This is a genomic window from Plantactinospora sp. CA-290183, from assembly GCF_050936375.1.
In the GTDB taxonomy this organism is placed as follows: domain Bacteria; phylum Actinomycetota; class Actinomycetes; order Mycobacteriales; family Micromonosporaceae; genus Plantactinospora.
Map to the genome: position 1 here is coordinate 19395 of NZ_JBNJMX010000009.1, position 24074 is coordinate 43468.

Annotated in this window: 17 protein-coding genes and 1 pseudogene; 1 reads left to right on the forward strand and 17 read right to left on the reverse strand. The window is 75.2% G+C overall.

Going from position 1 to position 24074, the window contains the following annotated elements; translation table 11 throughout:
* Nucleotides 1–5: 5 nt before the first annotated feature.
* From ACQEUR_RS16590 to ACQEUR_RS16610, 5 genes and pseudogenes are all read right to left on the reverse strand, one after another.
* A pseudogene (locus tag ACQEUR_RS16590) lies at nucleotides 6–1050 on the reverse strand (fatty acid desaturase family protein).
* 148 nt (nucleotides 1051–1198) lie between these two features.
* Nucleotides 1199–4756, reverse strand: a complete 3558-nt coding sequence (locus tag ACQEUR_RS16595; protein WP_433031461.1) for an SCO7613 C-terminal domain-containing membrane protein — start codon at nucleotides 4754–4756, stop codon at nucleotides 1199–1201.
* A 70-nt stretch (nucleotides 4757–4826) separates the two neighbouring features.
* Nucleotides 4827–5147 (reverse strand): divalent-cation tolerance protein CutA, encoded by a 321-nt coding sequence (gene cutA / locus ACQEUR_RS16600; protein ID WP_433031464.1) that lies wholly within the window; start codon nucleotides 5145–5147, stop codon nucleotides 4827–4829.
* A 10-nt stretch (nucleotides 5148–5157) separates the two neighbouring features.
* Nucleotides 5158–6219 (reverse strand): 1-acyl-sn-glycerol-3-phosphate acyltransferase, encoded by a 1062-nt coding sequence (locus tag ACQEUR_RS16605; RefSeq protein ID WP_433031466.1) that lies wholly within the window; start codon nucleotides 6217–6219, stop codon nucleotides 5158–5160.
* Nucleotides 6219–7055 carry a patatin-like phospholipase family protein gene (locus ACQEUR_RS16610; RefSeq protein ID WP_433031469.1) on the reverse strand — a complete coding sequence of 279 codons (837 nt, stop codon included), beginning with the start codon at nucleotides 7053–7055 and terminating at the stop codon, nucleotides 6219–6221. The genes ACQEUR_RS16605 and ACQEUR_RS16610 overlap by 1 nt, the downstream gene beginning before the upstream one ends.
* Nucleotides 7056–7272: 217 nt before the next feature.
* On the opposite strand from ACQEUR_RS16610, the gene ACQEUR_RS16615 reads away from it, so the two are divergent.
* A complete protein-coding gene (locus ACQEUR_RS16615) occupies nucleotides 7273–8856 on the forward strand; it encodes a serine/threonine-protein kinase (protein WP_433031472.1) in 1584 nt (527 codons plus the stop codon).
* 36 nt (nucleotides 8857–8892) lie between these two features.
* Here ACQEUR_RS16615 and ACQEUR_RS16620 read toward each other — a convergent pair whose 3' ends face one another.
* The 12 genes from ACQEUR_RS16620 to ACQEUR_RS16675 form a co-directional block, all read right to left on the reverse strand.
* Entirely contained in the window at nucleotides 8893–10218 is a 1326-nt protein-coding gene (locus tag ACQEUR_RS16620) for an ABC transporter ATP-binding protein (protein WP_433031475.1), read from the reverse strand.
* Between the two features lie 147 nt (nucleotides 10219–10365).
* Nucleotides 10366–11271 (reverse strand): hypothetical protein, encoded by a 906-nt coding sequence (locus ACQEUR_RS16625; RefSeq protein WP_433031478.1) that lies wholly within the window; start codon nucleotides 11269–11271, stop codon nucleotides 10366–10368.
* A gap of 48 nt (nucleotides 11272–11319) precedes the next feature.
* Nucleotides 11320–11535 (reverse strand): hypothetical protein, encoded by a 216-nt coding sequence (locus tag ACQEUR_RS16630; RefSeq protein WP_433031480.1) that lies wholly within the window; start codon nucleotides 11533–11535, stop codon nucleotides 11320–11322.
* A gap of 67 nt (nucleotides 11536–11602) precedes the next feature.
* Nucleotides 11603–14995, reverse strand: coding sequence for a cyclic nucleotide-binding protein (locus ACQEUR_RS16635; RefSeq protein ID WP_433031483.1), 3393 nt, complete (start codon nucleotides 14993–14995; stop codon nucleotides 11603–11605).
* Between the two features lie 154 nt (nucleotides 14996–15149).
* A complete protein-coding gene (locus ACQEUR_RS16640) occupies nucleotides 15150–16208 on the reverse strand; it encodes a glycosyltransferase family 4 protein (protein ID WP_433031716.1) in 1059 nt (352 codons plus the stop codon).
* Between the two features lie 108 nt (nucleotides 16209–16316).
* Nucleotides 16317–16994, reverse strand: coding sequence for a BON domain-containing protein (locus ACQEUR_RS16645; RefSeq protein ID WP_433031486.1), 678 nt, complete (start codon nucleotides 16992–16994; stop codon nucleotides 16317–16319).
* A 286-nt stretch (nucleotides 16995–17280) separates the two neighbouring features.
* Nucleotides 17281–18969 (reverse strand): trypsin-like peptidase domain-containing protein, encoded by a 1689-nt coding sequence (locus ACQEUR_RS16650; RefSeq protein WP_433031489.1) that lies wholly within the window; start codon nucleotides 18967–18969, stop codon nucleotides 17281–17283.
* A 63-nt stretch (nucleotides 18970–19032) separates the two neighbouring features.
* On the reverse strand, nucleotides 19033–20628 hold the full coding sequence (locus tag ACQEUR_RS16655; protein ID WP_433031491.1) for a sensor histidine kinase: 1596 nt from the start codon (nucleotides 20626–20628) through the stop codon (nucleotides 19033–19035).
* Nucleotides 20625–21326: a response regulator transcription factor gene (locus ACQEUR_RS16660; protein ID WP_433031494.1), complete on the reverse strand. Its 702-nt coding sequence runs from the start codon at nucleotides 21324–21326 to the stop codon at nucleotides 20625–20627. The genes ACQEUR_RS16655 and ACQEUR_RS16660 overlap by 4 nt, the downstream gene beginning before the upstream one ends.
* A gap of 187 nt (nucleotides 21327–21513) precedes the next feature.
* The gene (locus ACQEUR_RS16665; RefSeq protein WP_433031497.1) at nucleotides 21514–22092 is read right to left on the reverse strand and encodes a PadR family transcriptional regulator; all 579 of its coding nucleotides are present in this window, start codon (nucleotides 22090–22092) and stop codon (nucleotides 21514–21516) included.
* Between the two features lie 34 nt (nucleotides 22093–22126).
* Complete coding sequence (locus ACQEUR_RS16670; RefSeq protein WP_433031500.1) at nucleotides 22127–23053, reverse strand: lysophospholipid acyltransferase family protein; 927 nt, start codon at nucleotides 23051–23053, stop codon at nucleotides 22127–22129.
* On the reverse strand, nucleotides 23050–23865 hold the full coding sequence (locus tag ACQEUR_RS16675) for a GNAT family N-acetyltransferase (RefSeq protein ID WP_433031503.1): 816 nt from the start codon (nucleotides 23863–23865) through the stop codon (nucleotides 23050–23052). The genes ACQEUR_RS16670 and ACQEUR_RS16675 overlap by 4 nt, the downstream gene beginning before the upstream one ends.
* Nucleotides 23866–24074: the final 209 nt, after the last annotated feature.

The window sequence follows — 24074 nt, forward strand, 5'->3', positions numbered from 1 at the left end:
CCGGCTCAGCTCCGTACCGGTGCCGGGTTGTCCCGCAGCGGCGCGCCGACCTCGTGCAGGTGCCGCAGCGCCTGCCCGTACGAGTCGAGCAGTCCGGTCTCCTCGTAGGCGACGCCCCGCTCGGCGCAACTCCCGGACGATCGGCTGGGCGAGGCGCAGGTTGGCCCGCGGCATGCTCGGGAAGAGGTGGTGTTCGATCTGGTAGTTGAGGCCGCCGAGGGCGAAGTCGACGAACCGCCCGCCCCGGACGTTGCGCGAGGTCAGCACCTGCTTGCGGAGGAAGTCCAGCTCGTCCTCGGCGGTGGGCATCGGCATGCCCTTGTGGTTCGGCGCGAACGAGCAGCCCATGTAGAGGCCCCAGAGACCCTGGTGGATGGCGATGAAGACCAGCGCCCGCACCGGCGACAGCACGGTGAAGATCACGCCCAGGTAGCCGACCGCGTGCACGGCCAGCAGCAGCGCCTCCACCCGGCGGTGCCGCATCGGTGTGCCGCGCAGCGCCCGCACGCTCGACACGTGCAGCGCCAGCCCCTCCAGCAGCAGCAGCGGGAAGAAGAGGTACGCCTGCCGGCGCGCCATCCACCGGCCGAATCCCCGGGTCTCGCGCGCCTGCTCGTGCGTCCAGACCAGGGCGCCCGCCCCGACGTCCGGATCCTCGTCCTCGTGGTTCGGGTTGGCGTGGTGCCGGTTGTGCTTGTCGATCCACCAGCCGTAGCTGAGTCCGACCGCCAGGTTGCCGGCAAGCAGCCCGGCCACGTCACTGGCCCGCCGGTTGCGGAACATCTGCCGGTGCCCGGCGTCATGCCCGAGGAAGGCGACCTGGGTGGTGGCGACGGCGAGGAAGATCGCCACCAGGATCTGCCACCACGAATCGCCGACCAGCGCGAAGGCGGCCCAGCCGGCGACGAAGAGCCCCACGGTCAGGGCGATCCGGGCCACGTACCAGCCGGTGCGGCGCTCCAGCAACCCGGCCTGACCGATCCGGCGCGACAACTGTGAGTAGTCACTTCCTCGCCGGACCGCCGGCTCCGTCACCGCGCTGACCACCATGCTTTCCTCCGAACGTCGCATCTCCACTCCACCGGTCGGGTGAGCGCTACCTCCAGTCTCCGGCGGATGATCGCAACTCAGTAACCCTGAGAACCCCCGGATCGGTGGTAGGGATAGCCTTACCCCCTGTCGGAGCGCCCGGCGGCGGTCAGCTCATCCGGGTGACGGCCGACCGGAGCCGGCGCAGGTCCCGGCGCCGCCGCTCGTACGTCATGGCCAGGCCGATCAGCACCGAGCCGCCGACCGCCAGGAAGATCCAGCGGGGCAGCAGGTCCCAGACATCGACCATCTCCCGCAGGGCCAGTACGGCGAGCACCCCGCCGCCGAGCACCACCGGGGCCTGCCGCCGCCACCGGGCCCCGGCCAGTACGACGACCAGCGCCCCGGCGCCCAGCAGCAGCCGCCGCCACGGCTGTTCCCCCATGACGAGCACCGAAACCAGGCTCGGCAGCAGTGCCGCACCGAGCCCCGGGCCGTACCCGATCCAGCTGCTCAGCGCCGGCCAGGCCCGCAGCGCCAGCCAACCGGCCAGCACCCCGAGCACCGCCGCCGGCAGCGTGTACGCCTCGACCAGCGCGACCCGGGCGGCGGAGAGCAGCAGCCACGTCGCCGCCAGTTCGGCTCCGGCGGCCGACGCGGTGTAGGTCCAGCGCCGCCCGGCCGGCTCCCCCGGGCGCAGCGCCCGCAGCCCCAGCGCCACACCCCAGAGCGTGCAGACCACCGCCGCGTGCCGGATCGCCCCGACCGTCAGGACGAGTGCGCCCAGCGCGGCGAGGTGGCCGGCCGCCTCGACCGCGACCGCCTCGGCCCGCCGGGCGCCCCCGACCGCCCCCCGCTCGCCTCGCCCGGCCGCCGGTGGCACGGCCGATGCCGCGCTCCGGGCCGGCCCGCGCAGCGCGGTGCCGCCGGCCAGGGCCAGCGCCGCCACCCCGAGGACCGCCAGCGCGGCGATCCGGGCCGGCAGGTCGGCGGCGAGGCAGGCCGCGATCGCCGCCGCCACCCCGGCGGCGACGGCGGTCAGCCAGCCCGCGACCCGGGCGGCCGGAAGCCGCCCCGCGGCACCGGCGGTCAACCCGGCCAGCCCGACCAGGGCCAGCCCGCCGAGGGTGGTCCCCTCCGCCGGCAGGAGCCCGGCCAGGCCCGCCGCCCCGAAGAGCACCCCGAGCGGTACGCAGGTCCGCACGGTCCGGCGCTCCGAGGTACCCAGCGCCACGGCGAGGAGACCGACCAGCCCGCCCAGCAGGGTCAGCGCGGGCACGGTGGGCCAGCGGGCACCGGCGGCGGCCAGCCCGGCGAGGGCGGTGGCCAGCGCGAGCGGGGCCGTGACCAGCACCGTGAACCGGACGTCGGTGCGCCGGAACAGCCCGACGGCCGCCCCGGCGACGGTGAGCAGCAGCAGGGTGAGGGTGGCGTGGCCGTCCGGCCGCCAGGCCTCCGGCCCCAGCCCGACCCCGGCCGGCGGACCCGACCAGATCCGGCCGATCCAGCCGTACGGCGCGACCAGGAGCGCGCCGACCGCCGGCAGCGCAATGATCCCGGCCCGGGTCAGCAGGACGGCGCCGGAGAGCAGGGACGAAACGGAGACGGGCGACGGCGCCCACTGGGTCGCCGGTGTGCCGGCCACGGGTGTGCCGGCCACCGGTGTCCGGCAGAGCAGCAGCACGGTGACAGTGATCAGCAGCGCTCCGGCGGCGTACATCCCCCCGGGTTCGGCGACGCCGGGCAGGGCCGGTGACAGGCCGACCGGCAGCGCGACGAGCGAGAGCGCCGCGCCCGCGTACGGCAGGTAGCCGGGAACGGCCCGGCGCAGCGGCAGCAGCCCGGCGCAGAGCAGCACCGCGGCGGCCAGCACGGCGCGGGCCTGCCACCACGGCGGAACACCGGCGGCGAAGAGCCCGAGCGTGAGGCCGGCCGGGGCGGCGAGCACCGCGGCGGCGAGCCCGCATCCGCCGATCGTCCGCCGGTGCGCCGAACCGGTTGACCGGAGTGCGACCAGTGCGACCGCCGCCCCGGTCAGCACCAGGCCGCCGAGGACGGCGGCGGCACCGCCGGGCCGGGCCAGGCCGACCAGCACCGCGTGCCCGGCCAGCGGCACGGCGGCACCGGCCAGCGACACCGCCGCCGCGAGGCTGCGGTCCCGGCGTACGGCGGCGAGCGCGAACCCGGCCGCCAGTACGAGGTCCAGGGTGGAGATCGCCCACCAGGGCAGCGGCACCGCGGTCGGCAACGCCAGCAGGGTGAGCACGGCCCCGGTCAGCAGCGTCGGTCGCCAGGCCCGGCGCGGCAGCAGCACGCCGAGAGCGGCGGTGGCCAGCGGTACCGCCACCGGAAGCTGCCAGTCGAACGGCCCGGTCCGGGCGGCCAGGTCCGCCGACCAGAGCGGCTGCGAGGCCAGCACCACGGCCAGCGCCACCGTCAGCGTCATCAGCCCGGTCACCGCCGCGAGCGCACCGGTGACGAGCAGGCCGCCGGCCCGGGGGCCGATCCGTACCCCCGGCGGCAGCCGGTGGAGCAGCACCGCGAGCGCACCGGCGAGCGCCGTGACGGCCAGGGCGCCGGAGACGAGCGGTGGCCACGGCGAGGCGGCGACGGCACGCAGGAGCCCGGTGGCGAGCACGACCACCAGGACTCCGCCGGCCACCGCCACCGCGGCGGCCACCCGCAGCCGGAGCGCCCCGGCGAGCAGTACCAGGGCGGTCAGCAGCAGGGGCCCGCCGGCGAGCGCGGCGGTGGGCGCACCGGTCACCAGCGCGGCCGCGCCGCAGCCCGCCGCCGCCAGCAGCGCGAGGCCGTACCCGGTCCCCGCGACGGACCGGCGGGCCAGGTCGAGCCGACCCGCCGGTCCGTCACCTCCCCGCCCCCGGGTCAGGCCCAGGTTGACCGCCGCCAACCCGGCGAAGGCCACCGTCCAGCCGGCGACGCCGACCCCCGCGTCGAGGGCGAGCAGCGGCACCACCGGCTGGAGCAGCAGCAGACCGGCGAACCAGGGCGCGGCGAGCCCGGTCCACCGCCGGTAGCCCGCCGCCACCGCCGCGCTGGCCCCCCCGACCAGCGCGGCGTAGCGGGCCGTCGGCCAACCGTCCACCCCGAAGAGCCCCACGGCCCAGACCGCGTAGCCGTCCAGCACCACCAGCAGCAGGCCGATCGCCGCGAAGGTCTCGGCGGTGGCGGTGAGCCCCCGGCGCCGGGCCAGCACGGGCCCGGCCAGCGCCAGCGTGGTCAGCCCGGCCAGGATCGACGCCCGGCCCGCGATCCCGACCGTTGCCCAGGCCACCACGGTGAAGACGACCGCCGCCGTGCCGAGCAGCAGTCCACCCAGGACGAAGAGGACGTTCTGCACGGTCCGGGTGGAGGCCTCCGGGCGTACCGGTGCGGGTGTCGGCCCGACCGGCACGGTCCCGGCCGGCGCGGCGGCGGCCGGCTCGGGCGGCGGCTGGCGCGGCGGCGGCGTGGCGCGCAGGGCCGACCGCACCTGCCGGGCCAGCATCTCGCGCCGCTGCCGGGCGTCCTGCAACGCCACCGTGGCCGCCTGGTAGGCCTGCCCGGCCTGGAACACCCGCTCGGTCAGGCCGACGATCTCCGCGTCCAGCCGGGTCACCTCGGCGGCGACCGGATCGGGCCCCCGGCCGCACCCGGGGCAGCCGCCGGTCAGGTCGGCGCCGGTCCCACAGCCGGGGCAGCGGTACGCGTTCGCGGGATTGGTCACGCTGCCAGGATCCGGCAGCGGCGGCCCGCGGCACAGAGTGCGCGTACCTATCCGGCGCGGGACGGCCCGCCTAGAGCCGGGTCTGCGCGTGCAGCCAGGCGGAGTAGTCGGGGTTGCCGCTCTCCACCCAGGTCACCAGGATCTCCGGCACCTCGTACGGGTGCCCGGCCCGGACGTGGTCGATGAGCGCCTCCACCCGGTCGGGGGCGGTCTTGAACCGCACCGACCACTCACGGGTGGTCTCCATCCGCGACTCCCACCAGTAGGTGCTGTCCACCGGGCCGCCCACCTGCGCGCACGCCGCCAACCGGCCGGCCACTGCCGCGGCGGCCAGCACGTCGGCCACCGCCCGGGCATCCACCACCGTCGTCACGATGCAGATCTGTTCCACGCCGGGCACCCTACGCGGGCTCCGTTTCATCCCGGTGCGCGTCGATCCATTTGTCGATCCGCGCCCACCAGTCGAAGAGCCAGTCGATGCGCTCCTGCCGGTCGGTCGGCACCTCCTCCGGGGGTACGGACCAGAAGCGCATCACGATCCGCTTGTCCATCGGAAGTTCCCGCCACACGTCGGCCACCGTGAGCATCCGGTCCAGGCCGGTGTGCGCGACGAAGATGACCCCGGCCTCCGGGGCGGCGTCCAGGGCGGCGAGGACCCCGCCCGGCTGGGGTGCGAGCACGTGCCGCATGGCCTCGGCCTTCCGGGCCATCCGTTCCAGGCCGCGGGCCCGGAGCAGGTCGATCGCGCGAAGCCGGCGACGCGGGGTGAAGTTGCCCCCCTCCGGGAAGATCACGAACGCGTCGTCGGCGTCCAGCCCGGTCGCCAGGTGCCCGATCTGCTCGGTGAGGCTCTCCCGGGGCGGGCCGGCGTGCTCCTGCGGGCCGACCCGTTCCGGGTCACGCCGCCGGGGGGCGATGAACCGGTTGGGCAGCCGGTTGAGCAGTACGTCGACGGCGGGATCCCACTGGAGGGTGTCCTTGAGGACGATGCGCGGTTCCCGCTTGAACCAGTTGACCAGTGCGTGGATCAGGATGAACGAGTCGCCGGGCCCGGCGTGCCGGCACAGCACCAGCTCGGGCCGGCCGGGCAGCGCGGTGTCGGGGTCGGTGCCGACGACGTCGATGCGCAGCCGCAGTGTCCAGCGGGCCTGCCAGAACAGGAAGGTGAGGAACCACCCGGCCAGTACGTAGTGCGCCCGCTGCAACGACGGGGACCGCTTCCGCCAACCGAAGCCGGAGACGACCCAGAGCCCGAAGAGCGCGACCAGCGCGGCGGCGTCCCAGAGCAGGTAGACGATGGCCAGCCAGAGCACCCGCAGCGGGCGGAGGTAGCCGGGGACCAGCGGCGAGGCGGCCGCGGCGACAACCAGCCACAGCGGCAGCGTGGTCACCGCCAGCACGGCGAGCAGCACGATGCCCGGGGCGAGCACGAGCCGCCGGATCCACCGGGGTGGCAACGGCATCAGGGGCGCTCCACGTGCTCGACCAGGTAGCGGCGGGAGGCGGTGTAGGCGCGGCTGATCCGCCGCCCGATCGCGGTCATGTCCCGGTACGCCCACGGCGTGTCGTCCCGTGGGGCGACGCCCCCGGTGGGCAGCACGTGTACGTCCACGTCGTCCGGCAGCACCGCCATCTCCCGGGCGAAGCGGTGCCGCCGGGCGATCTCGAAGGCCACCTGGGCGACCTCCCACGGGCGCCGGGGTGGGCTCAGCGGGCGCTCGATCCGGCCCACCTGGAGGACGAAGATCTGCCGCGCCCCCATCTGCACCGCCTCGCCGACCGGGATCGAGTTGACGATCCCGCCGTCGACGAAGTGCTCCCCGCCGATCGGGGCCGGCGGCAGCAGGCCGGGTACCGAGGCCGAGGCGAGCACCGCGGGCACCACGAGCCCGCTGCTGAACCAGTGTTCGGCGGCCCGCTCGATGCTGGCCGCGCAGCACCGGAACGGCACCTTCAGGTCGGTGAAGAGCGTCTCGGCGCCGAGCTCGGCCTCCAGCAGCCGGCGCAGCGGGCGCGGCGAGTGCAGGTGGGTACGGGCCGCGAACCGCCGCAACTGCCGGGCGATCGAGTCGCCGTAGATCTCACTCGCCTCCGGTGACGCCCAGAGCCGGACGAGCCGGTCGGTGACCGCCTCGCAGGGGTCGGCGGCGACCAGGGCGCCGTTCACCGCGCCGATCGACGTACCGACCACCAGGTCCGGTTGGATTCCGTAGCGGAACAGCGCCCGCAGCATGCCGACCTCGACGGCACCGAGCACACCCCCACCGCCGAGCACGAACGCCACCGGACCGCTGACCATGTCGTTCATCCTGGCACGGCCCACCCAACCCGGCCGGGCCCGGGCACTCGCAAGATCGTTCGGCGCTGTCCCCGGGGGCCGGGCCGGCTGTCCGGATCGACGGCAAATGCCCGCCGCGCGGTCGCCCGTTGACAGGACGGACTCATTCACCGAGCCTGATACAACCCCGGCGTCGCCGGACGGGTGCCCCCGACTTCCCAGGCAGGTGCGACGAACGATGGCAGCACTGCAGGCGGGCGGCCTGCTCGCCCGCAGGTACCGTCTGATCGACCAGATCGGCGCCGGCGGCATGTCGGTGATCTGGCGAGCCCGGGACGAGGTGCTGGACCGGGTGGTGGCGGTGAAGGTGCTCGCCCCCTCGCTCGCCGCCGACGGGAAGTTCCGGGAGATGGTCCGGGTGGAGGCCCGGGCCGCCGCCCAGCTCGTGCACCCGCACGTCACCGCCGTACACGACTACGGCGAGGCGGTGGGCCCGGACGGCGAGATCATCGCGTTCGTGGTGATGGAACTGCTGACCGGCGAGGAGTTGGAGGCCCGGCTGACCGCCGGGGCGCTGCCCTGGCCCGCGGCGGTGGAGATCTGCGCGCAGGTGGCCGAGGCCCTGGCCGCCGCACACCGGCTGGGCATCGTGCACCGGGACATCACCCCGGCGAACATCATGATGACGGCTTCCGGGGCGAAGGTGCTCGACTTCGGCATCGCCACCCACGTCGGCGCGCCGGACGAGGACGAGGACGGCGAGACGTTCGGCACCCCGGCGTACGTCGCCCCGGAGCGGCTGGACGGGCTTCCGGCCCAGCCGGCGACGGACACGTACTCCCTCGGTGTGCTGCTCTACGAGACGCTGACCGGCCGGGTCCCCTTCCCGGCCGACACCTGGGACGACCTGACCCGGGCGCTGCGGGCCGGCACGGTGCCGACCCTGACCGGCGTGCCGGACGTGCCGCCGGCGGTGGCCGAGATCTGCCTGCGCTGCCTGGCCCGCGACCCGGCCGAGCGTCCCACGGCGGCACAGGTCGCCGAATCGCTGCGCGGCCAACGCCCGCCGGCCCTCGCCCCGGCCGGCGCGCCGGCCCCGCCGCCCGCCGGCACCGCCCCGACGGGTCCGCCGCCTGAGCCGGCTACCGCGCCGGCCCAACCCGCGCCGGCCCAACCCGCGCCGGCCCAACCGGTCGCGGCGCAACCGGTCCCGGCCCAACCGATCCCGGCCCAACCGGTCGTGGCCCAATCGATCCCGGCCCAACCGGCGGGCGCGGCGTCGGGCGCGTCGGGTGCACCCGTGACCGTACTGTCGCGGCCGGGCCGGGTCCTCGTGTTCGGCACCGCCGCGCTGGTCCTGCTCACCGCGGCCGTCCTCCTCGGGTCGACCCTCGACGGCGGCTCACCGTCGCAGCCGGCGGGGGCGCCCACCGCGACCGCGACCGGGTCCGGGGCGCCGGCGACGGCGTCACCGCCGTTCGGCGGCGGCTCGTCGGCGGCGCCGGTGGCGCCGCCACCGGGCGGGAGGGGCGGACCGACCGGCACCGGCACGGCCGGCACCGTGGTCGAGGCGGTCTCCCAGCTCGACCAGATCGTCGACGACGGCGTGGCGACCGCCGCGATCCGCGACCACGCCGGAGTGGACCTGCGCAACCTGCTCCGCAACCTCCGGACCGACCTGGCCGCCGGGCCGGTGGACCTGACCGTGCGGGTGGCCCGGCTGCGGGAGAAGGTCGCGATCCGGGTCAGCGAGGGCTCGATAACCGCGGAGTACGCCGAACTGCTCGACGCGGCACTGCTCCGGTTGGCCACGGCGGTGTGACGCCGCCCCGCCGGGGCCGGTGCGGCGGGCGGGCCGTCAGGTCAGGCGGATCCGGTCGCCGGCGTGGTCGAAGAGGAGCAGCCGGTCCGGGTCGACGGCGAGCGTGATCAGATCTCCGGTACGCGGCAGGACCGGCGCCGGTACCCGGACCACCAGCTCCCCGGCGATCGGCGGATCGTCCCCCAGTTCCGGGTCGTAGACCGGGTAGAAGCCGTACTCGGTGCGGGCGGTGGCGCGCGGCGGCTCCGTCCGGGAATGGGGCAGCATCCGCGAGATCGTGTCCCGGAAGGGATGCCCGGCCGGCAGCTCGTCGGAGAGCAGCGTGGAGAGGTGCTGACCATCCGGGTGCTCCAGTCGGGCCTGGCTCGCCGACGTCGGCACCGTACCGGTCGCCACGTGCACCAGCGCCTCGTGGCCGAGGTTCTCGACCAGCCGCACCGCGCCGGTGAGCACCGGACCGGCGGTCCCGGCGGCGACCGGGGTGAGCGCGTCGGCGCGCAACGCCAGGGTGACCCGCTCGGTGTGCCGCTGTGCCAACCGGCGGGTCCGGGGGTCGCCGGGCGGCAGCTCGATCAGCTGTGACCCGAGGTCGAGCACCACCCCACCGTCCTCGGTCCGGTAGACGGCGGCCTGCATCAGGTTCGCCCGGGGCGTACCGATGAACGCCGCGACGAAGAGGGTGTGCGGGTCCCGGTACACCTCGTCCGGGGGACCGATCTGCTGGAGCATGCCCCGGCGCAGCACCGCGACCCGGTCGGCCATCGTCATCGCCTCGACCTGGTCGTGCGTCACGTACAGCGTGGTCACCGCCAGCCGGCGGGCGAGCGCGGCGACCTCCAGCCGAAGCTCGACCCGGAGCCCGGCATCCACGTTGGACAGCGGCTCGTCGAGGAGGAACGCCCGCGGGCTCCGGACGATGGCGCGGGCCATCGCCACCCGTTGGCGCTGCCCACCGGAGAGCCGGCCGGGCATCCGGGAGAGCAGCTCGGTGATGCCGAGCTGTTCGGCGACCTCGGCGACCCGGGCCGCAACCCCGGCCGCCGGCTCCGCGCCGCTGCGCAGCGGGAAACCGATGTTCTGCGCGACCGTCAGATGTGGATAGAGGGCGTAGTCCTGGAAGACCATGGAGAGCCGCCCGTCCCGTCCCACGCCCAGCGGCACCGGCTCCCCGTCGATCAGGACGCGCCCGCTGGTCGGCTCCTCCAACCCCGCCACCAGGCGCAGGACCGTCGACTTGCCACACCCCGTCGGCCCGAGCAGGGCGACGAACTCGCCCGAGCTGATCTCGATGCTCACGTCGTCGACCGCGACGGTGCCGTCGGCGAAGATCTTCGTCAGCCGGTCGGTGGTGATGCTGACCACGGCGACCACCTCCTGCCGCCATCGTCCGGGCACAACGTCACCGGCGCCAGCCCTGATTCGGTGAGGTTGGTCAATGCCGGGTCGAACGGCGGTCGGGGGCCACCACCGCGCGGGCCGCCCGACCGTACCGGCCGGGTCCCGGGCGACTCAGGCGGGTGGCGGGTCGACCCGTACGGTCCGGTCCATCCAGCCGTCGCCGTCCTCGTCGTGCATCCGCCGCTCGAAGAAGCCGTCGCCGTCCTCGTCGTACTCGCTCACGTCGACCAGGCGGTCGCCGTCCAGGTCGTGACCGACGAAGTCGGCGCGGCCGTCGCGGTCGAGGTCGACCTGGATGTCCACGCCGCCGTCCGCGCGTCCGTGCAGGGTGTGCCGGTCCCAGTCCCCGTCACCGTCCACGTCGACCCGGGTCCGGTACCCCTCCGGCAGCGGCGGAACCACCTCGGCCGCCGGGCCCGGGGAACCGCCACCGACCTCGGCGCCGGCCAGGGCTCCCGCCAGGCCGCCGTCGGCGGCGACGGCCGCCGCGTCGGTCGCGGTACGGATCGACTCGCCGATCTCGTCACCGAGCCCGGCCAGTCCGCCGGCCGCAAGCCCGGCACCGGGTTGGCCCGGCCCGCCCAGCGGTACGGCGGCCGGGGCGCAGTCACCCAGCGGCGCGGCCGGCGCGCCGACCCCGTCGACCGGCACCGCCGCGCCGAAGCCCTCGACCGGCACCGCCGCGCCGAGAGCCCCGGCCGGAGCCGCCGCGCCGAAGCCGCCGGTCGGCAGGGCGGGCTTGACCACGTCCCTGGAGAGGGTGAGCCCGCCGAGCGCGCCGACGAGCGGGGTGAACATGCCGGAGAGGCTGGACTGATTGGTCCGGCCCTCCACGTTGGTCCGGTCGGCGTCGCTCTCCCGGGCGCCCGGGTCGACACCGACCTGCAGCCGGAGCAGGTCCTGCTCGTCGGCCTCGAGCTGGTAGCCGGCGAGCGCACCGTCCGGGTCGCCGGCGAGCGCGGCGGCGAAGAGGGGGTCGGTCAGCAGGCGCTCCAACACGACATCGAAGTCACTCATGGTCGCCTCCTCGTCACCCGACCCCCAGGCTAGCCCCGCCCCGAGCCCTCAGTCCAACTCCGGCATCGGTACCGGCTGCGGACGCGGCCGACAGGTGCCGCAGCGCAGCGCGTCCTCCACCACCAGTCCCTCGACCCGGCCGCGCGCCTCGGACCGGTGCACCTCCAGCAGGTAGGGGCCGAACCGGGCGTGGTCCTCGCACACCCCGCGCCCGCAGAACCGGCAGCCGCCCCGGGCCGCCTTGGGGCAGAACCAACAGAGCACCACAACTCCTCACCGGGCATGGCGGTTCCGGCCCGATGGGCGCACCGCCGTCACCCCCCACAGACGGTCACAACAGATCCAGGCACGGTTTGAGCTTGATGATCTCGGTGGTCTCGGTGCGGTTGCCGGCACCGTCCACCGCGCGGACCACCACCCTGATCACCGCGCCGCGGGGGTTCGACACCGTACAGGGCACCACGACCCTGCCCCAGAACCGCTCGCCGGAGCGCTTCAGCCGCACCGGGACGGCCGCCGCCTCGCCGAGGTACCACCGCGCGGTGACCTGGATCCGGGAGGCCGGGGTGTCGTCGTCGGTCACCGTCCCGCCGAGCTTCGAGGAGCCGTTCAGGCCACAGAGCAGGCGGGGGATGGTCCGGTCCACGGAGACGTCAGAGAAGGCCGGCCCGACCCGGTTGGGCGGCGTAGCGGGGGGCGGGGTGGGAGCCGGTGGCGTCGTCCGGGGCGGCGGCGTGGGGGCCGGCCGGGTGGCCGAGGGCGTGGTCGGGGGCGGCCCGCTGGTCCTCGCCGGTCCGCCGCCCGGACCGGTGGAGGTCGGGCGGGGCCCGCCGGTGGCGGGACCCGGGGTCGGCACCGGGGTCGGCGTCGGGCTCGGGCCCGGCGTCGGGGTCGCGGTCGGCGTCGCGGTGCCCGGCGTGGGTACGGGGGTCGGCTGCCCCGTCGCCGGTCCGTCGCCGCAGCCCAGGTCCCGGCCGGTGGCCGGTTGCCGCACCCCGGCCACCCGGACCTCGCCGGCCGCCACCTCGACGTCCGGCACCGAGACCGCGTACCGGGCCGCGCCCCGGTTGCCGACCGCACCCGCGCCCCCGACGGGATCCACGGAGCGGGCCACCACCAGCGTCAACGGGGTGAAGGCGTCGGCGCGGCCCGTGCTGTCGGCCAGCAGCCGGCCGGCGTCCAGCGTCAACCGCCCGTGCGGGGCGCTCGGCCGGATCCCCTCGCTCCAGATCCTGCCGACCACGGCCCGGGTACCGGCGCAGAGGACGGCCGTCGACCCGCCCCGGAAGGTCAGCAGGGCGCGGGAGCGTTCCGGCACCCGGATCCGGTCCCCCGTACCGACGTAGATCCCGCGCTCGGCCACGCGCACCACCCGGCCCCGCTGCGTCACCTCGACCGGCCCGCGCTGTGCCGACAGCAGCACCCGGTCCGTGGGCATCTCCGCCCAGGCCGGCCCCGGCAGCAGGTTGCCGGCCGTGGCGAGCAGCGTCAGCAGCAGGAGGAGCAGGACCAGCCACCACAGCTTCCGCTCGAACCGGCCGTCGGCGTCGGAGTCCACGTTGTCCGGTGGCGGGCCGGGCGGCGCGGCCAGCGGCGGGTAACCGGCCCCGGGGTGTACGCCGATCCGGGGCGCGCCGCCGGGCGTACCCGCCGCCGGGGCGACGGACGCCGCTTCCGGGCCGAGGAGCAGCGGAACTCCGCTGACCGCCGGCACGTTCCAGACCCGGACCGACGTACGGGCGGTCGCCACCGCACCCGCGTCCGCCTCGCCGGCCGGGCCGATCATCGTGCCCCGGCGCAGTTGGGTGCCGTCGGGCAGCTCCACCACCCCGCTCTGCACCAGCACCGCCTCGTCGGCACCGGAGAGGGTGACCGGTTCGCCCGGCCCGACCGCGGCCGCCCGGGCGCCGGCGACCAGCCCCAACCGGTCCTCGACGGCCAGTCCCCGCAGGGCGGGCGCCTCGGCGAACAGCTCCTCGGCCTCGGCCCGCTCACCGGGCGGCGGACCGGGGAGCGGGCCCACCACCCGGACCACGTCCGCGGCCGGCAGTCCGAGCAGGGTGGTGCCGGCGGTGCGCCACGTCAGGCTGGCCGGCGTACCGGTGAGGGCGTTGGCGAGCCCCACCACGCCGCCCGGCCCGACCCGCTCCCGCACGAGTCCCCCGGGGTCGCCGGGGCGCCGGGCCTCCAGCGCTCCGTCGACCACGACGTAGACGCGCGGTTGCGCGGCACCCGCGGCGACGAGGTGCTCACCGGCACGGGGACGCAGCCAGGCGGCCCGCCCGGCCAGCTCGGCCAGCTGCTCGGCGGGCAGCCGGCCCAGCGGCGAGGCGCGCAGCGCGGCCAGCCGGCGCGGCAGGTCGAGCCGCTGCCGCCGCCGCGCCCAGCGGTCGCGCAGCCGCCGGGCCAGCGCGCCGACCACCGCGTACACCAACGGCGCCGTCAACCCGGCGACCACGGCGGCGAGCAGCAGCCGGGACGGCCAACCGGACTGCCACAGGCCGATGACCAGGCCCTGCACCCGGTCGGTCCAGATCCGCCAGCCCACGTTGGCCGAGATGCCCGCCCAGAGCATGGCCAGGGTGCCGTACAGGGCGACGATCCTGCCCTCCCGGTCGAGCTGCGCCCATCCGGGTGGCCGGCGCTGGATCCGGGCCAGCACGAAATCCATCCCCCGCCTGCGCAGGTTCGGGATCTCCAGCCAGTCCATCAGCAGGTAGTAGCCGTCCAGGGCCAGGAAGGGGTTGAGGTTGATCAGGACGTTGAGGTACCAGGCGAAGGCGAGCTTGAACGTCCACGGCGCCGCCTCGGGCACCAGCACCCCGATGAGTTGGGCGAGGCCCGCCAGGACCAACCCGGACGCGGGTCCGGCCGCCGTGGTGAGCATCCGGGCCCGGCGGCCGGCCATCCAGACGTCGGTGGTGTCGACGAAGACCGACGGGATGCCGAAGTAGACCAGGAAGCCGGCGGCGGGGACCCGCCGGCCGGCGTGCCGGGTCGCCAGGGCGTGGCCCAGCTCGTGGCTGGCCAGCGCGAGGACGTTGAGCCCGAGCAGCACCGCCGCACCCAGCGCGTACGACCCGTCGGTCAGGAAGAGGGACTGGTCGCCGGCCCACCACGTCCAGCCGAACAGAGCCAGCCCGGCCCCCGCCACCAGGCCGAGGAGCACGGCGGCCACCCGGGTGAAGAGCAGCCGCCCGCCGGCCCGGTAGAGCCGGTCGACGCCTGTGTCCACGTCGGCCAGCACGACCCGCCGGCCCTGGGCGGCGGCGACGATGCTCCGGCCCAGGCGTACCGGCCACAGCCGGCGGGAGACCCGGTCCAGCGGGGTGAAGACGTCCACCGGAAGTTCGACCAGCATCCGGTTGCCGGCCAGGTCGGCCACCACCCGGGTCACCTGGTCCGGGGCGAGCCGGCCGGCGATCCGGGCGAACTCCGCGACCAGTCGGGCCACGGTCCGGGTGCCGTCCATCAACTCGGCGAGCCGCCACTCCTCCGGCGTCAGCCGCAGGTAGCAGGCGTCGGCACCGGGGTCCGGCGAGCGGAGCATCACGTACGGCACGCCGCGTACCGAGACCAGCTCCGCCCGCTCGATCCCGGGCCGCAGCACCGGGCGGGCCCGGGCCGGGTTGAGCCGTTCGACGACGGCGGTCCAGACGTCCGGCTCGGCCGGACCGAGCGACTGGCCGGGGGCGCGACCGGCCAACGCCTCCCAGACACTCATCCGGTTTCCGTCGACCGCCACCGATCTCCGCCCTCCGCATGCCGCTGCGGCAAGGAGCGTAGGGCGTCGATGCGTTCGTCGTACCCTCGCGTCCGTTACCCGACAGCGCACCGCACCCGGGCCGGCACCGGGGTACGGGACGGGGCCCCGACGCTCACCACGCCACGGAGGGTGCCCGCTCGTTCCGGCCGGACGGTGCCGGGACGGCGAGCCGTTCCCGGTAGACCCGCTCGTAGTCGTCGGCCATCCGCTCGGCGGAGAACGCCCGCCGCACGTGCGCCACGCAGGCGGCCGGCTCGATCCGGGACACCTGCCGCAGCGCGCCGGCCAGCTCCGCCGGTTCGTCGCAGATCAGTCCGGTCTCGCCGGACCGGACCAGCTCGGGCACGGCGCCCCGGTTGAGCGCCACCACCGGGGTACCGGTGGCCATCGCCTCCACCATCACCATGCCGAACGGTTCCTCCCAGCGGATCGGCATGATCAGGCAGCGGGCCGCGAGCATCAGCCGGACCGTCGCGTCCCGGTCCGGGTTGCGCAGCACCGTCACGTCCGGGCCCACCATCGGCTCCACGACCTGCTCCAGATACCGCTGCTCGGGCCGCTCGTCGCACTTGCCGGCCAGCACCAACGGCATCCCGGCGTCCCGGCATGCCTGGATCGCCAGGTCCGGTCCCTTGTCCGCGCTGAACCGGGCGAGCCAGAGCACGGGGCCGGGGCCGGGTGACGACTTCGCCATCATGGTGGCGGTGGAGATCCCGTTGTGGACGGTGGCCGCCCACGGCAGCTCCGGCGCGAGCCGACGCTGGGTGTCGGAGATCGCCACCAGACCGACCGAGGGATCGACGTCACCGAGGATCTCCCGCAGTTCCCCGCTCGGCCGGTTGTGCACGGTGGCCACGGTCGGCACCGACCGGTCCGCGGCGGCGTACGGGCCGACCGTGGTGTGGTCGTGCACGATGTCGTACGAGGCGGGCGAGACCATCCGGTTCACCCGGGCCAGGTGGGCCAGCTCCGGCAGCGCCTGCCCGACCCGCTGGTGCTGCAACTCCGGTACGGTCCCGACGAAGGTGGCCGCGGTGCCGGTGCCGGTACCCGCCCCGAAGAGGGTCACCTCGTGCCCCTTCGCGGCGAGCGCGTCGACCAGGGCCGAGCAGACCTGTTCCAGCCCGCCGTAGCCGGGGGGCGGCAGCGCGTACCACGGAGGAACGATCATCGCGACCCGCAGCGGGCGCGACGAGGGTCCGGTCTCGTTCCTGGTCACCGATGCGGTCCTCCTCGCCAGGTCTCGGGTCGGACGGTTCGCGCTCCGGGCGCGCCCGGCTCAGCTCGCCAGGGTCAGGCGTACCTCGACCTCGCAGACCCCGGGAGCACCCCAGGCGGCCCGTTCCGCGCCGTCCCGCTCGATCCAGGAGCGCACCTCGCCGCTGAGCACCACGGTCCGGCCCTGCACGTCGACGTGGATCAGCTCGGCGTCGACGTCCGCGGTCCGGGCGAGCGCACTGCGGATGTCCCGCCGGACCTCGTCGGGGGAGATCCCGTCGACCGGCCGGACGGCGACCAGGTTCGTCACCCCGCGTACGCCGGTGAGCCGGCGGACGTCCCGTTCGGCGGCCCGCCGTTCGAAGCCCCGCTCGACCTCACCACGCAACGTGACCCAGCCGTTGGCGACGGTCACCTGGACCTGGTCGGTCGGCACGAAGGCGTCCCACTCCAGGGCCCGGCTCGCCGCGGTCGCGATGTCCGGGTCCGCGCGCTCGTGGGCGCCGGGAAGGCGTACCTCGATGTCGTTGGCCAGGGCGCGGACGCCGCGGATCCGGTGCGCGGTGCGCTCGGCCGCCCACTTCTCGGCGTAGCTGTCCACCCGTCCGGTCAGGGTGGCGATGCCGCTCCTGACCGAGACCCCGATCCCGCCGGACTCGACCCGGGCCTCCCACTCCAGCTCCGCCAGCAGATCGCGCTGGATGTCGACATCGCTGCGGACCATGGTGGTGGTGCTCATCGCCGTTCCTCCCGCGGGTCCCGGCCGGCGGCCCCGGGGCGGGACCGGCCGTCCGTCGTTTCCAGAGCCACTCCCGATATTCGCCCCCCGTCGGGTGAGGCCGGCTCACCCGGGGCAGGTGAGGCGCGGCCCCGGCACCGCGGGCGAAGCGGGTGCCGGGGCCGGAACGGAGAGGAGCGGCGGGCGACATGACCAACCCCCTTGGTCACGTCGCCCGCCGCTCCGGGGAGGAGGCGTACTTCCGTTGTGCGGAAGGTCGGCCCGAATGCTCGCGGCGGTTCTGTCTCTATGACGCTTCGGCGAGCGTCACGGTTGCGGTTTTTTCCACCCCGTTTCGGGTGTACGTCACCCGTACCTGGTCACCGACCTTGCCGGCCTGTACGGCACCGACCAGATCCTGGGAGTCGTTGATCCGCTTGTCCCCGAACTGGGTGACGACGTCCCCCTGCTGGAGGCCGGCCTTGGCCGCCGGGCTGTTCGCGACGACCTCCCGGACCAGGGCGCCGCCGTTCTCCGTGTCCCCGAGCGAGACCCCGAGCGAGGGGTGGCTGACCTTCTCGCCCCGCTGCAACGCCTCGGCGACCGTCCTGGCCTTGTTGCTGGGGATCGCGAAGCCCACCCCGATGTTGCCGGTGCCCTGTCCGGCGGTGGCGATCGCGGTGTTGATGCCGATCACCTCGCCCCTGGTGCTGACCAGGGCGCCGCCGGAGTTGCCGGGGTTGATCGGCGCGTCGGTCTGGAGCAGCCCGGAGATCGAGCTGACCGCGCCCTGCTGCTGTCGCGGCTGGAACGGGTTCTGCGGCTCCTCCTGGCCGCCGCCGGCCTGGATGGTCCGGTCCCGCGCGCTGATGATGCCGGCGGTCACCGAGCCCTGTAGGCCGAGCGGGCTGCCCAGGGCGAGGACGGTGTCGCCGACCTGCATCGCGTCGCTGTCACCGAAGGTGGCGGCGCTCAACCCGGAGACGCCCTCGGCCTTGACCACGGCCAGGTCGGTCTTCGGGTCGGTACCTATGATGTTGGCGGCGGCCCGCTTGCCGTCGGCGAAGGTCACCTGGACCTCACCGCCGTTCGCGCTCGCCACCACGTGGTTGTTGGTCAGGACGAAGCCGTCCGCGGTCATCACCACGCCGGAGCCCTCACCGCTGCCGGTGCTGATCGACACGACGCTGTCCTGCACCTGGGCGGCGATCTTCGGCAGGTCCGCCGGGTTGATCACGGGGGCCGAGCTGTAGCTGCGGGTGATGCTCGGGCCGGAGTCGCCGACGGCCACCGCGATGGCGCCACCGGCGAGGCCGGAGCCGACCATCAGGACCAGGGCCGCGGCGCCGATCGCGGCAATCCTGCCCAGCCGGCCGGGGCCGCCCGAGGGTGCGCCGGTGCCGGGTCCGGTCGCCCAGGGCGGGACCGGGCCGCCGAGGTGCGGCTGGTGCGACATCCCGGCGCCGGGGGCGTGCGCCGCGGGGTGGTGGGTCGGGTTGCCGGGCCAGCCCGGCTGGTGGGTCTGCTGGCCGGTCCAGCCCGGGTGGTGTCCGGGCTGCGCTCCGGCCCAGCCCTGCTGCTGCCCCGGGTGGTGGTGGCCCGCCCAGCCCGGCTGCGGCCCGGCCTGCGGGTACTGCTGTCCGGCGTGCGGGGCCTGCCAGGGGTTGGCGCCGGCCGGCCCCGAGGCCGGAGCCGCAGCCGGCGCGGCGTACGGCTGGCCGGGGGCCGGCGGTGCGCTGTACGGCTGGGAGGGGGTCGACGGCCCGGCGTCGTCCGGCGCGCTGTCGAACCGCGCGGCGTCGATCCTGGCGGTGTCGTCCGATGTGCTGTCGCCCGGGGCGGTGTGCGGTGTCGCCGTGGCGTCGGTGGGGGTGCTGCCGGAGGCTCCGGAGCCGCCCTGCCCGCGGTCGACGCGCGGCAGCTCGGCAGTGGGGTGCGAGGGCTCGCGGTCGGGGTTGGCCGGCGGCCGCGGCGGGTCGGTCTCGAACTCGCTCATGACCAATACCTTGCCCTTCCGCTCTGCGACGTACCTGGAATCGGCCTGAAAATTTCCTGAGAATCAGTCTACGTCGATGCCTTCGGTCTCCGGCGCCAGCGGCAGGCGGACGATGAACGTCGCTCCCCCACCCGGTGTCTCGGCCACCTGCACCGAGCCCTGATGCCCGGCGACCAGCGCCGCGACGATCGCCAGTCCCAGCCCGGTGCTGATGGTCCCGTCCGCCCGGCGGGTCCGGGCGGCGTCCGTCCGGTAGAACCGCTCGAAGACCCGTTCGGCCTGCTCCGCGGAGAGACCGGGTCCGGTGTCCGCCACCTCCACCACGGCCTCGTCGGCCTCCCGCCGCAGCCGCAGCGTCACCGAGGCGTCCGGAGGCGTGTGGGTGAGGGCGTTCGTCACCAGGTTGCCCAGCACCTGGCGCAGCCGGGCGTCGTCGCCGAGCACCACGAGGGGACCGGCGCCCGGCTCGATGTCCAGGTTGATGCTCCGGTCCGGTGCGACCACCCGGGCCGCCTGCACCGCGTCGCCGGCCAGCACCGGCAACTCGACCGGGGCCAGGGTGAGCGGGCGTTCCCGATCCAGGCGGGCCAGCAGGAGAAGGTCCTCCACCAGCAGCCCCATCCGGGCCGCCTCGTCCTCGATCCGCCGGATCAGCCGGGCGATGTCCTCGGGGGAACCCGCGGCACCCTGCCGGTAGAGCTCGGCGAACCCCCGGATGGTGGTCAGCGGGGTACGGAGTTCGTGGGAGGCGTCGGCGATGAACTGCCGCATCCGCTCCTCCGACCGACGGGCCCGCGACTCGGAGGCCTGCGCGCTGATCGCCGCGTTGCGGGCCGCCGCCTCGGCGGTCCGCGCGGTCAGCTCCGCGGACCGGGCCGCCGACTCCGAGGCAGCCCGGTCGGTGAAGGCCGCCTCGATCTGGGTGAGCATCGCGTTCAGGGCCCGGGAGAGCCGGCCGAGTTCGGTCTTGGCCTCCACCTCCCCGGGTTCCGGATCCGGCACCCGCCGGCTCAGATCACCCCCGGCGATCGCCGCCGCGGTCCGTTCGATCTCGACCAGCGGCCGGAGGCTGGTACGGACGATCGCCGCCCCCGCCGCGGCGAGTGTGATCAGCACGGACCCGCCCACCAGCACGTCGATCCAGATCAGCTCCTTGACCGCCAGGTCGACGTCGGTGAGGTGCTGCCCGACCGCGAGGAATTCGCCGTCGCCGATCTGCACGACCAACATCCGCCACCGGAGCCGGTGGTCGATGGAGGAGACGGTGAAGATCTTCCCGTCGGCGTGCCGCTGGTACCACCCGGCGTCGCTGAGCGTGCCGGGCAGGTTGGACTCGTGCAGCTTCCGCCGGTCGTAGAGCGGATAGGCCTCGCGCAGCTGCTTGCTCGCCGGCACCACGAGGTAGTCGGTGGGGAGGCTGCTGGTCCCGGTCGTCTGGTCCTGGCCGAGCTGTGCCAGGACCGCCTGCGGCTGCCGAACGTAATCGCTCAGCTCGTCGTCGATCTTGTCGATCAGGTAGTTGCGCAGGAAGAAGGCGGTCATCACGCTGATCACCACCAGCGCGGCGGCGACCAGCACGAGCACCGCGGCGACGAGCTTGACGCGCAGCGGTACGGCACGCAACCGCCCCTTGAGCGGCAGCGTCAGATGGTTGCTCACGCCGCCGGTTTGCGCAGCACGTATCCGACGCCGCGCAGGGTGTGGATGAGCCGGGGCTGGGTAGTGTCGATCTTGCGTCGCAGGTAGGAGATGTAGGACTCCACGATGTTGTCGTCGCCCCTGAAGTCGTAGTTCCAGACGTGGTCCAGGATCTGCGCCTTGGACAGCACCCGGTTGGCGTTCAACATCAGGTAGCGCAGCAGCTTGAACTCGGTCGGCGAGAGCTGCACCCGCTTGCCGGCCCGGTGCACCTCGTGGGTCTCCTCGTCCAGCTCCAGGTCGGCGAAGGTCAGCCGGGACGGGGCGTGCTCACCGGTGGCCGTACGCCGCAGCACCGCCCGGATCCGGGCGGTCAGCTCCTCCAGACTGAACGGCTTGGTGACGTAGTCGTCGCCGCCCAGGGTCAGGCCCCGGATCTTGTCGTCGGTGGCGTCCCGGGCGGTGAGGAAGACCACCGGGGTACGGGTGCCGCCCTCGCGAAGCAGCCGGATCACCTCGAAGCCGTCGAGGTCGGGCAGCATGACGTCCAGCACGACCAGGTCGGGACGGCGGTCCCGGGCGGCGCTGACCGCCGCGCTGCCACTCGTCGCGGTGGCCACGTCGAAGCCGGCGAAGCGCAGGCTGGCGGAGAGCAGCTCCAGAATGTTCGGATCGTCCTCGACGACCAGTAGTCGGGCTTCGCTCTGTGTTGCTGCCATGGGGTCATCATCCGCGCCAGCGCTGCGTCCCGGCTGGGCGTCCGCTGAAAACTTTCTGAGAGCCGGCCCGGGTGGGCGACGCCCACGGGTGGGCCGAGCGTCCGGCGCCCCGGCCTCGGCGGCGGGAGCCACCGCACCGTACCCGGCGCAGGGTGCTCCCGGCACAGGCGTGGCCCGGGGAACCGGCTCAGCGCAGCAGCCGGCGGAACCCGTCCAGGGCGCCGTCCAGGACCCGGACCGCCGTACGCAGCTGGACCTCGGTGAACCGGGGATCCCGGGCCAGCCGCCGCGCCTCGGCCAGGAAGACCGTCAACCGCCGGTCGAACTCGGCGGCCGGGTCCACCGCCGGCTCCGGGGCTCCCGGTGCGGGCCGGCCCTGCGCGGCGAGCCTCCCCAGGTCCGCCACCGAGGTGCGGATCTCGGACTCCAGCGCGGCGACCTCGTCGGCCCGCTGACGCAGTTCGGCCCGACCCGCCTCGGTGATCTGGTAGACCTTCCGGCCGCCCGCCGCGTGGTGGGTGACCAGGCCCTCCACCTCCAACCGCCGCAGCCGGGGATAGATCGTGCCGGCGCTGGGCGCGTAGTGGCCGAGGAAGCGCTCCTCCAGCACCCGGATCAACTCGTAACCGTGCCTCGGGCCGGCGTCCAGGAGCGTGAGGAGATGGAGCCGGAGCCGCCCGTGGCCGAAGACTCCACTCATGCCGCCGGTCACCTCCTCCGCCCGCCCCGCGCCCCGGCCGTCCCGATCCGCCTGCCGGCCGTGCACAGGCTAACGCGATACATCGCGATAGCCAATCGGGTCAGGCGGCCAGTCCGAGGGCGTCCGAGGGCACCGGGGCCGCCGCGTGACCGGCCGCCCGAGCCGCTGCCCGTACCGCCGCCTCGGCCGCCGCCGCGAGCGCCCGCCGGTCACCGGCCGCCCCGGGACCCGGATCGGGCGTGACGGTCAGGGTCACGACCAGGTCCCGCACCGCCAGCACCCGGCGTACCGAGGTGAGCAGGCTCTCCTCGGCGAGGAAGGCGGCGACGGTGGTACCGGCACCGGGGGCGGCACCGGGGCCGGGCTGGATCCGGTACTCCAGGTGCACCGGCACGACCGGGGCCCGCGCGTCGACCGCGGCCTGGAACATCGCCGGCCGGAACCGGACCGCCGAGGCGCACCGGGCGACCTCGGCGGGCGACCCGCACCACGTCGTACCCTCCGGAAAGACCGCGACCACGCCGTCGGCCCGCAGCTGGGCCGCGACCCGGGCCACCGTGGCCGGCAGGGTCCGCGGCCGGGCCCGGTCGACGAAGATCGCGCCGCCGAGCGCGGCCAGCGTCCCGATCAGCGGCCACCGTCGCACCTCCTGCTTGGCCAGCATCCGGGCCGGCACCGCCGCCAGGATGGCGACCACGTCCAGCCAGGAGACGTGGTTGGCCACCAGCAGCGCCCGGCGGTCGGGCAGCCGGCCCCGGACGGTGAGCCGGATTCCGGCCGCCCGCAGCACCGTGCGGGCCCAGGCCCGGCCGGCACGGTGCCGCGCGGGCCGGGACAGCACCGGGAGTACGGGCAGCAGCGCCGCGCCGAAGAGCAGCGCACCGAGCAGCGCACCGAGGCGGGCCAGCCGGCGCGGCCCGGGAACGACCGGCGTCCGCCCCGGCGCCGGGAGGCAGTCCGGCCCGCAGCCGGAGTGCGGGCGCCAGAGGGAGTGCTCCGGACGGGCTGTCGCGGCGGGCGCGGTCACTGGTCGGGGCCCAGGAAGTGCCGGCGGTACCGGGCGGGCATCCGGTCCAGCGAGAGCAGCACGTAAAGGTCCGCGCTGGCGAAGGCGGGGTCGTACGCCGGCTCGCCGCAGACCCAGGCGCCCAGGCGCAGGTAGCCGCGGAGCAGCGCCGGCATCGGGACCCGGGGGCGTCGCACCGGCTCCGCCCCCGCCTCGGGTGCCGCGCCGGCCGGCGGGGTCAGCACGGCCGCCGCGCCCGGCTCGGCCAGCCACGGCCGGTGCGGGCGGACCCGCAGCGGCGGCGGCGCCAGATGGCGACGGGCCACCTCCGACCAGACCGCGCCGGCGGTCGCACCCCCGTCGGCCAGGGGCACCGAGGCGCAGCCGCCGAGCCACCGCAGGTTGCGCAGGTGCAGGTAGCGCGCGATGCCGGCCCACATCAGGTTGATCACCGCGCCGGAGCGGTGCGCGGGGTCGACGCAGGAGCGGCCGATCTCCACCAGGTCGTCGCGCAGCGGCGCGAGCGGCGTCAGGTCGAACTCCCCCTCGGCGTACCGGCGACCGGCCCGGGCCGCGCGCTCCGGGAGCAGCATCCGGTACGTCCCCACGACCGCCCCGGTCCGGTCGTCCCGGACGATCAGGTGGTCACAGTGCGCGTCGAAGTCGTCGATGTCCAGTCCGGAGACCGGGGAGGAGAGATCGGCGCCGAACTCCTCGGCGAAGACGGTGTGGCGCAGCCGCTGGGCGGCGGCGACCTGCGCCGCGGTGTCGGCGATCAGCAGGGTGTAACCGCTGGTCCCGGTCTGTGCGGGGGCGGTGAGCAGAACGGCCATGGTCTCTGTGTAGGCCCACGGACTGCCCTCGACGTTTCGACCGCCGGTGGCGCGCGTGTCGATCGGGTGAACGGGATGTGGTACAGCCCCGCCGCACCGGCCGCTCGCGGTCGCCCGGCCGGGTGGCGCGGGGGTGATACGTTGCGCTACCTGGTGCCTGACCTCGTGCTCCACCGGGTCGGCTCCTGCTTGGGGAGGACCGCCTCGTG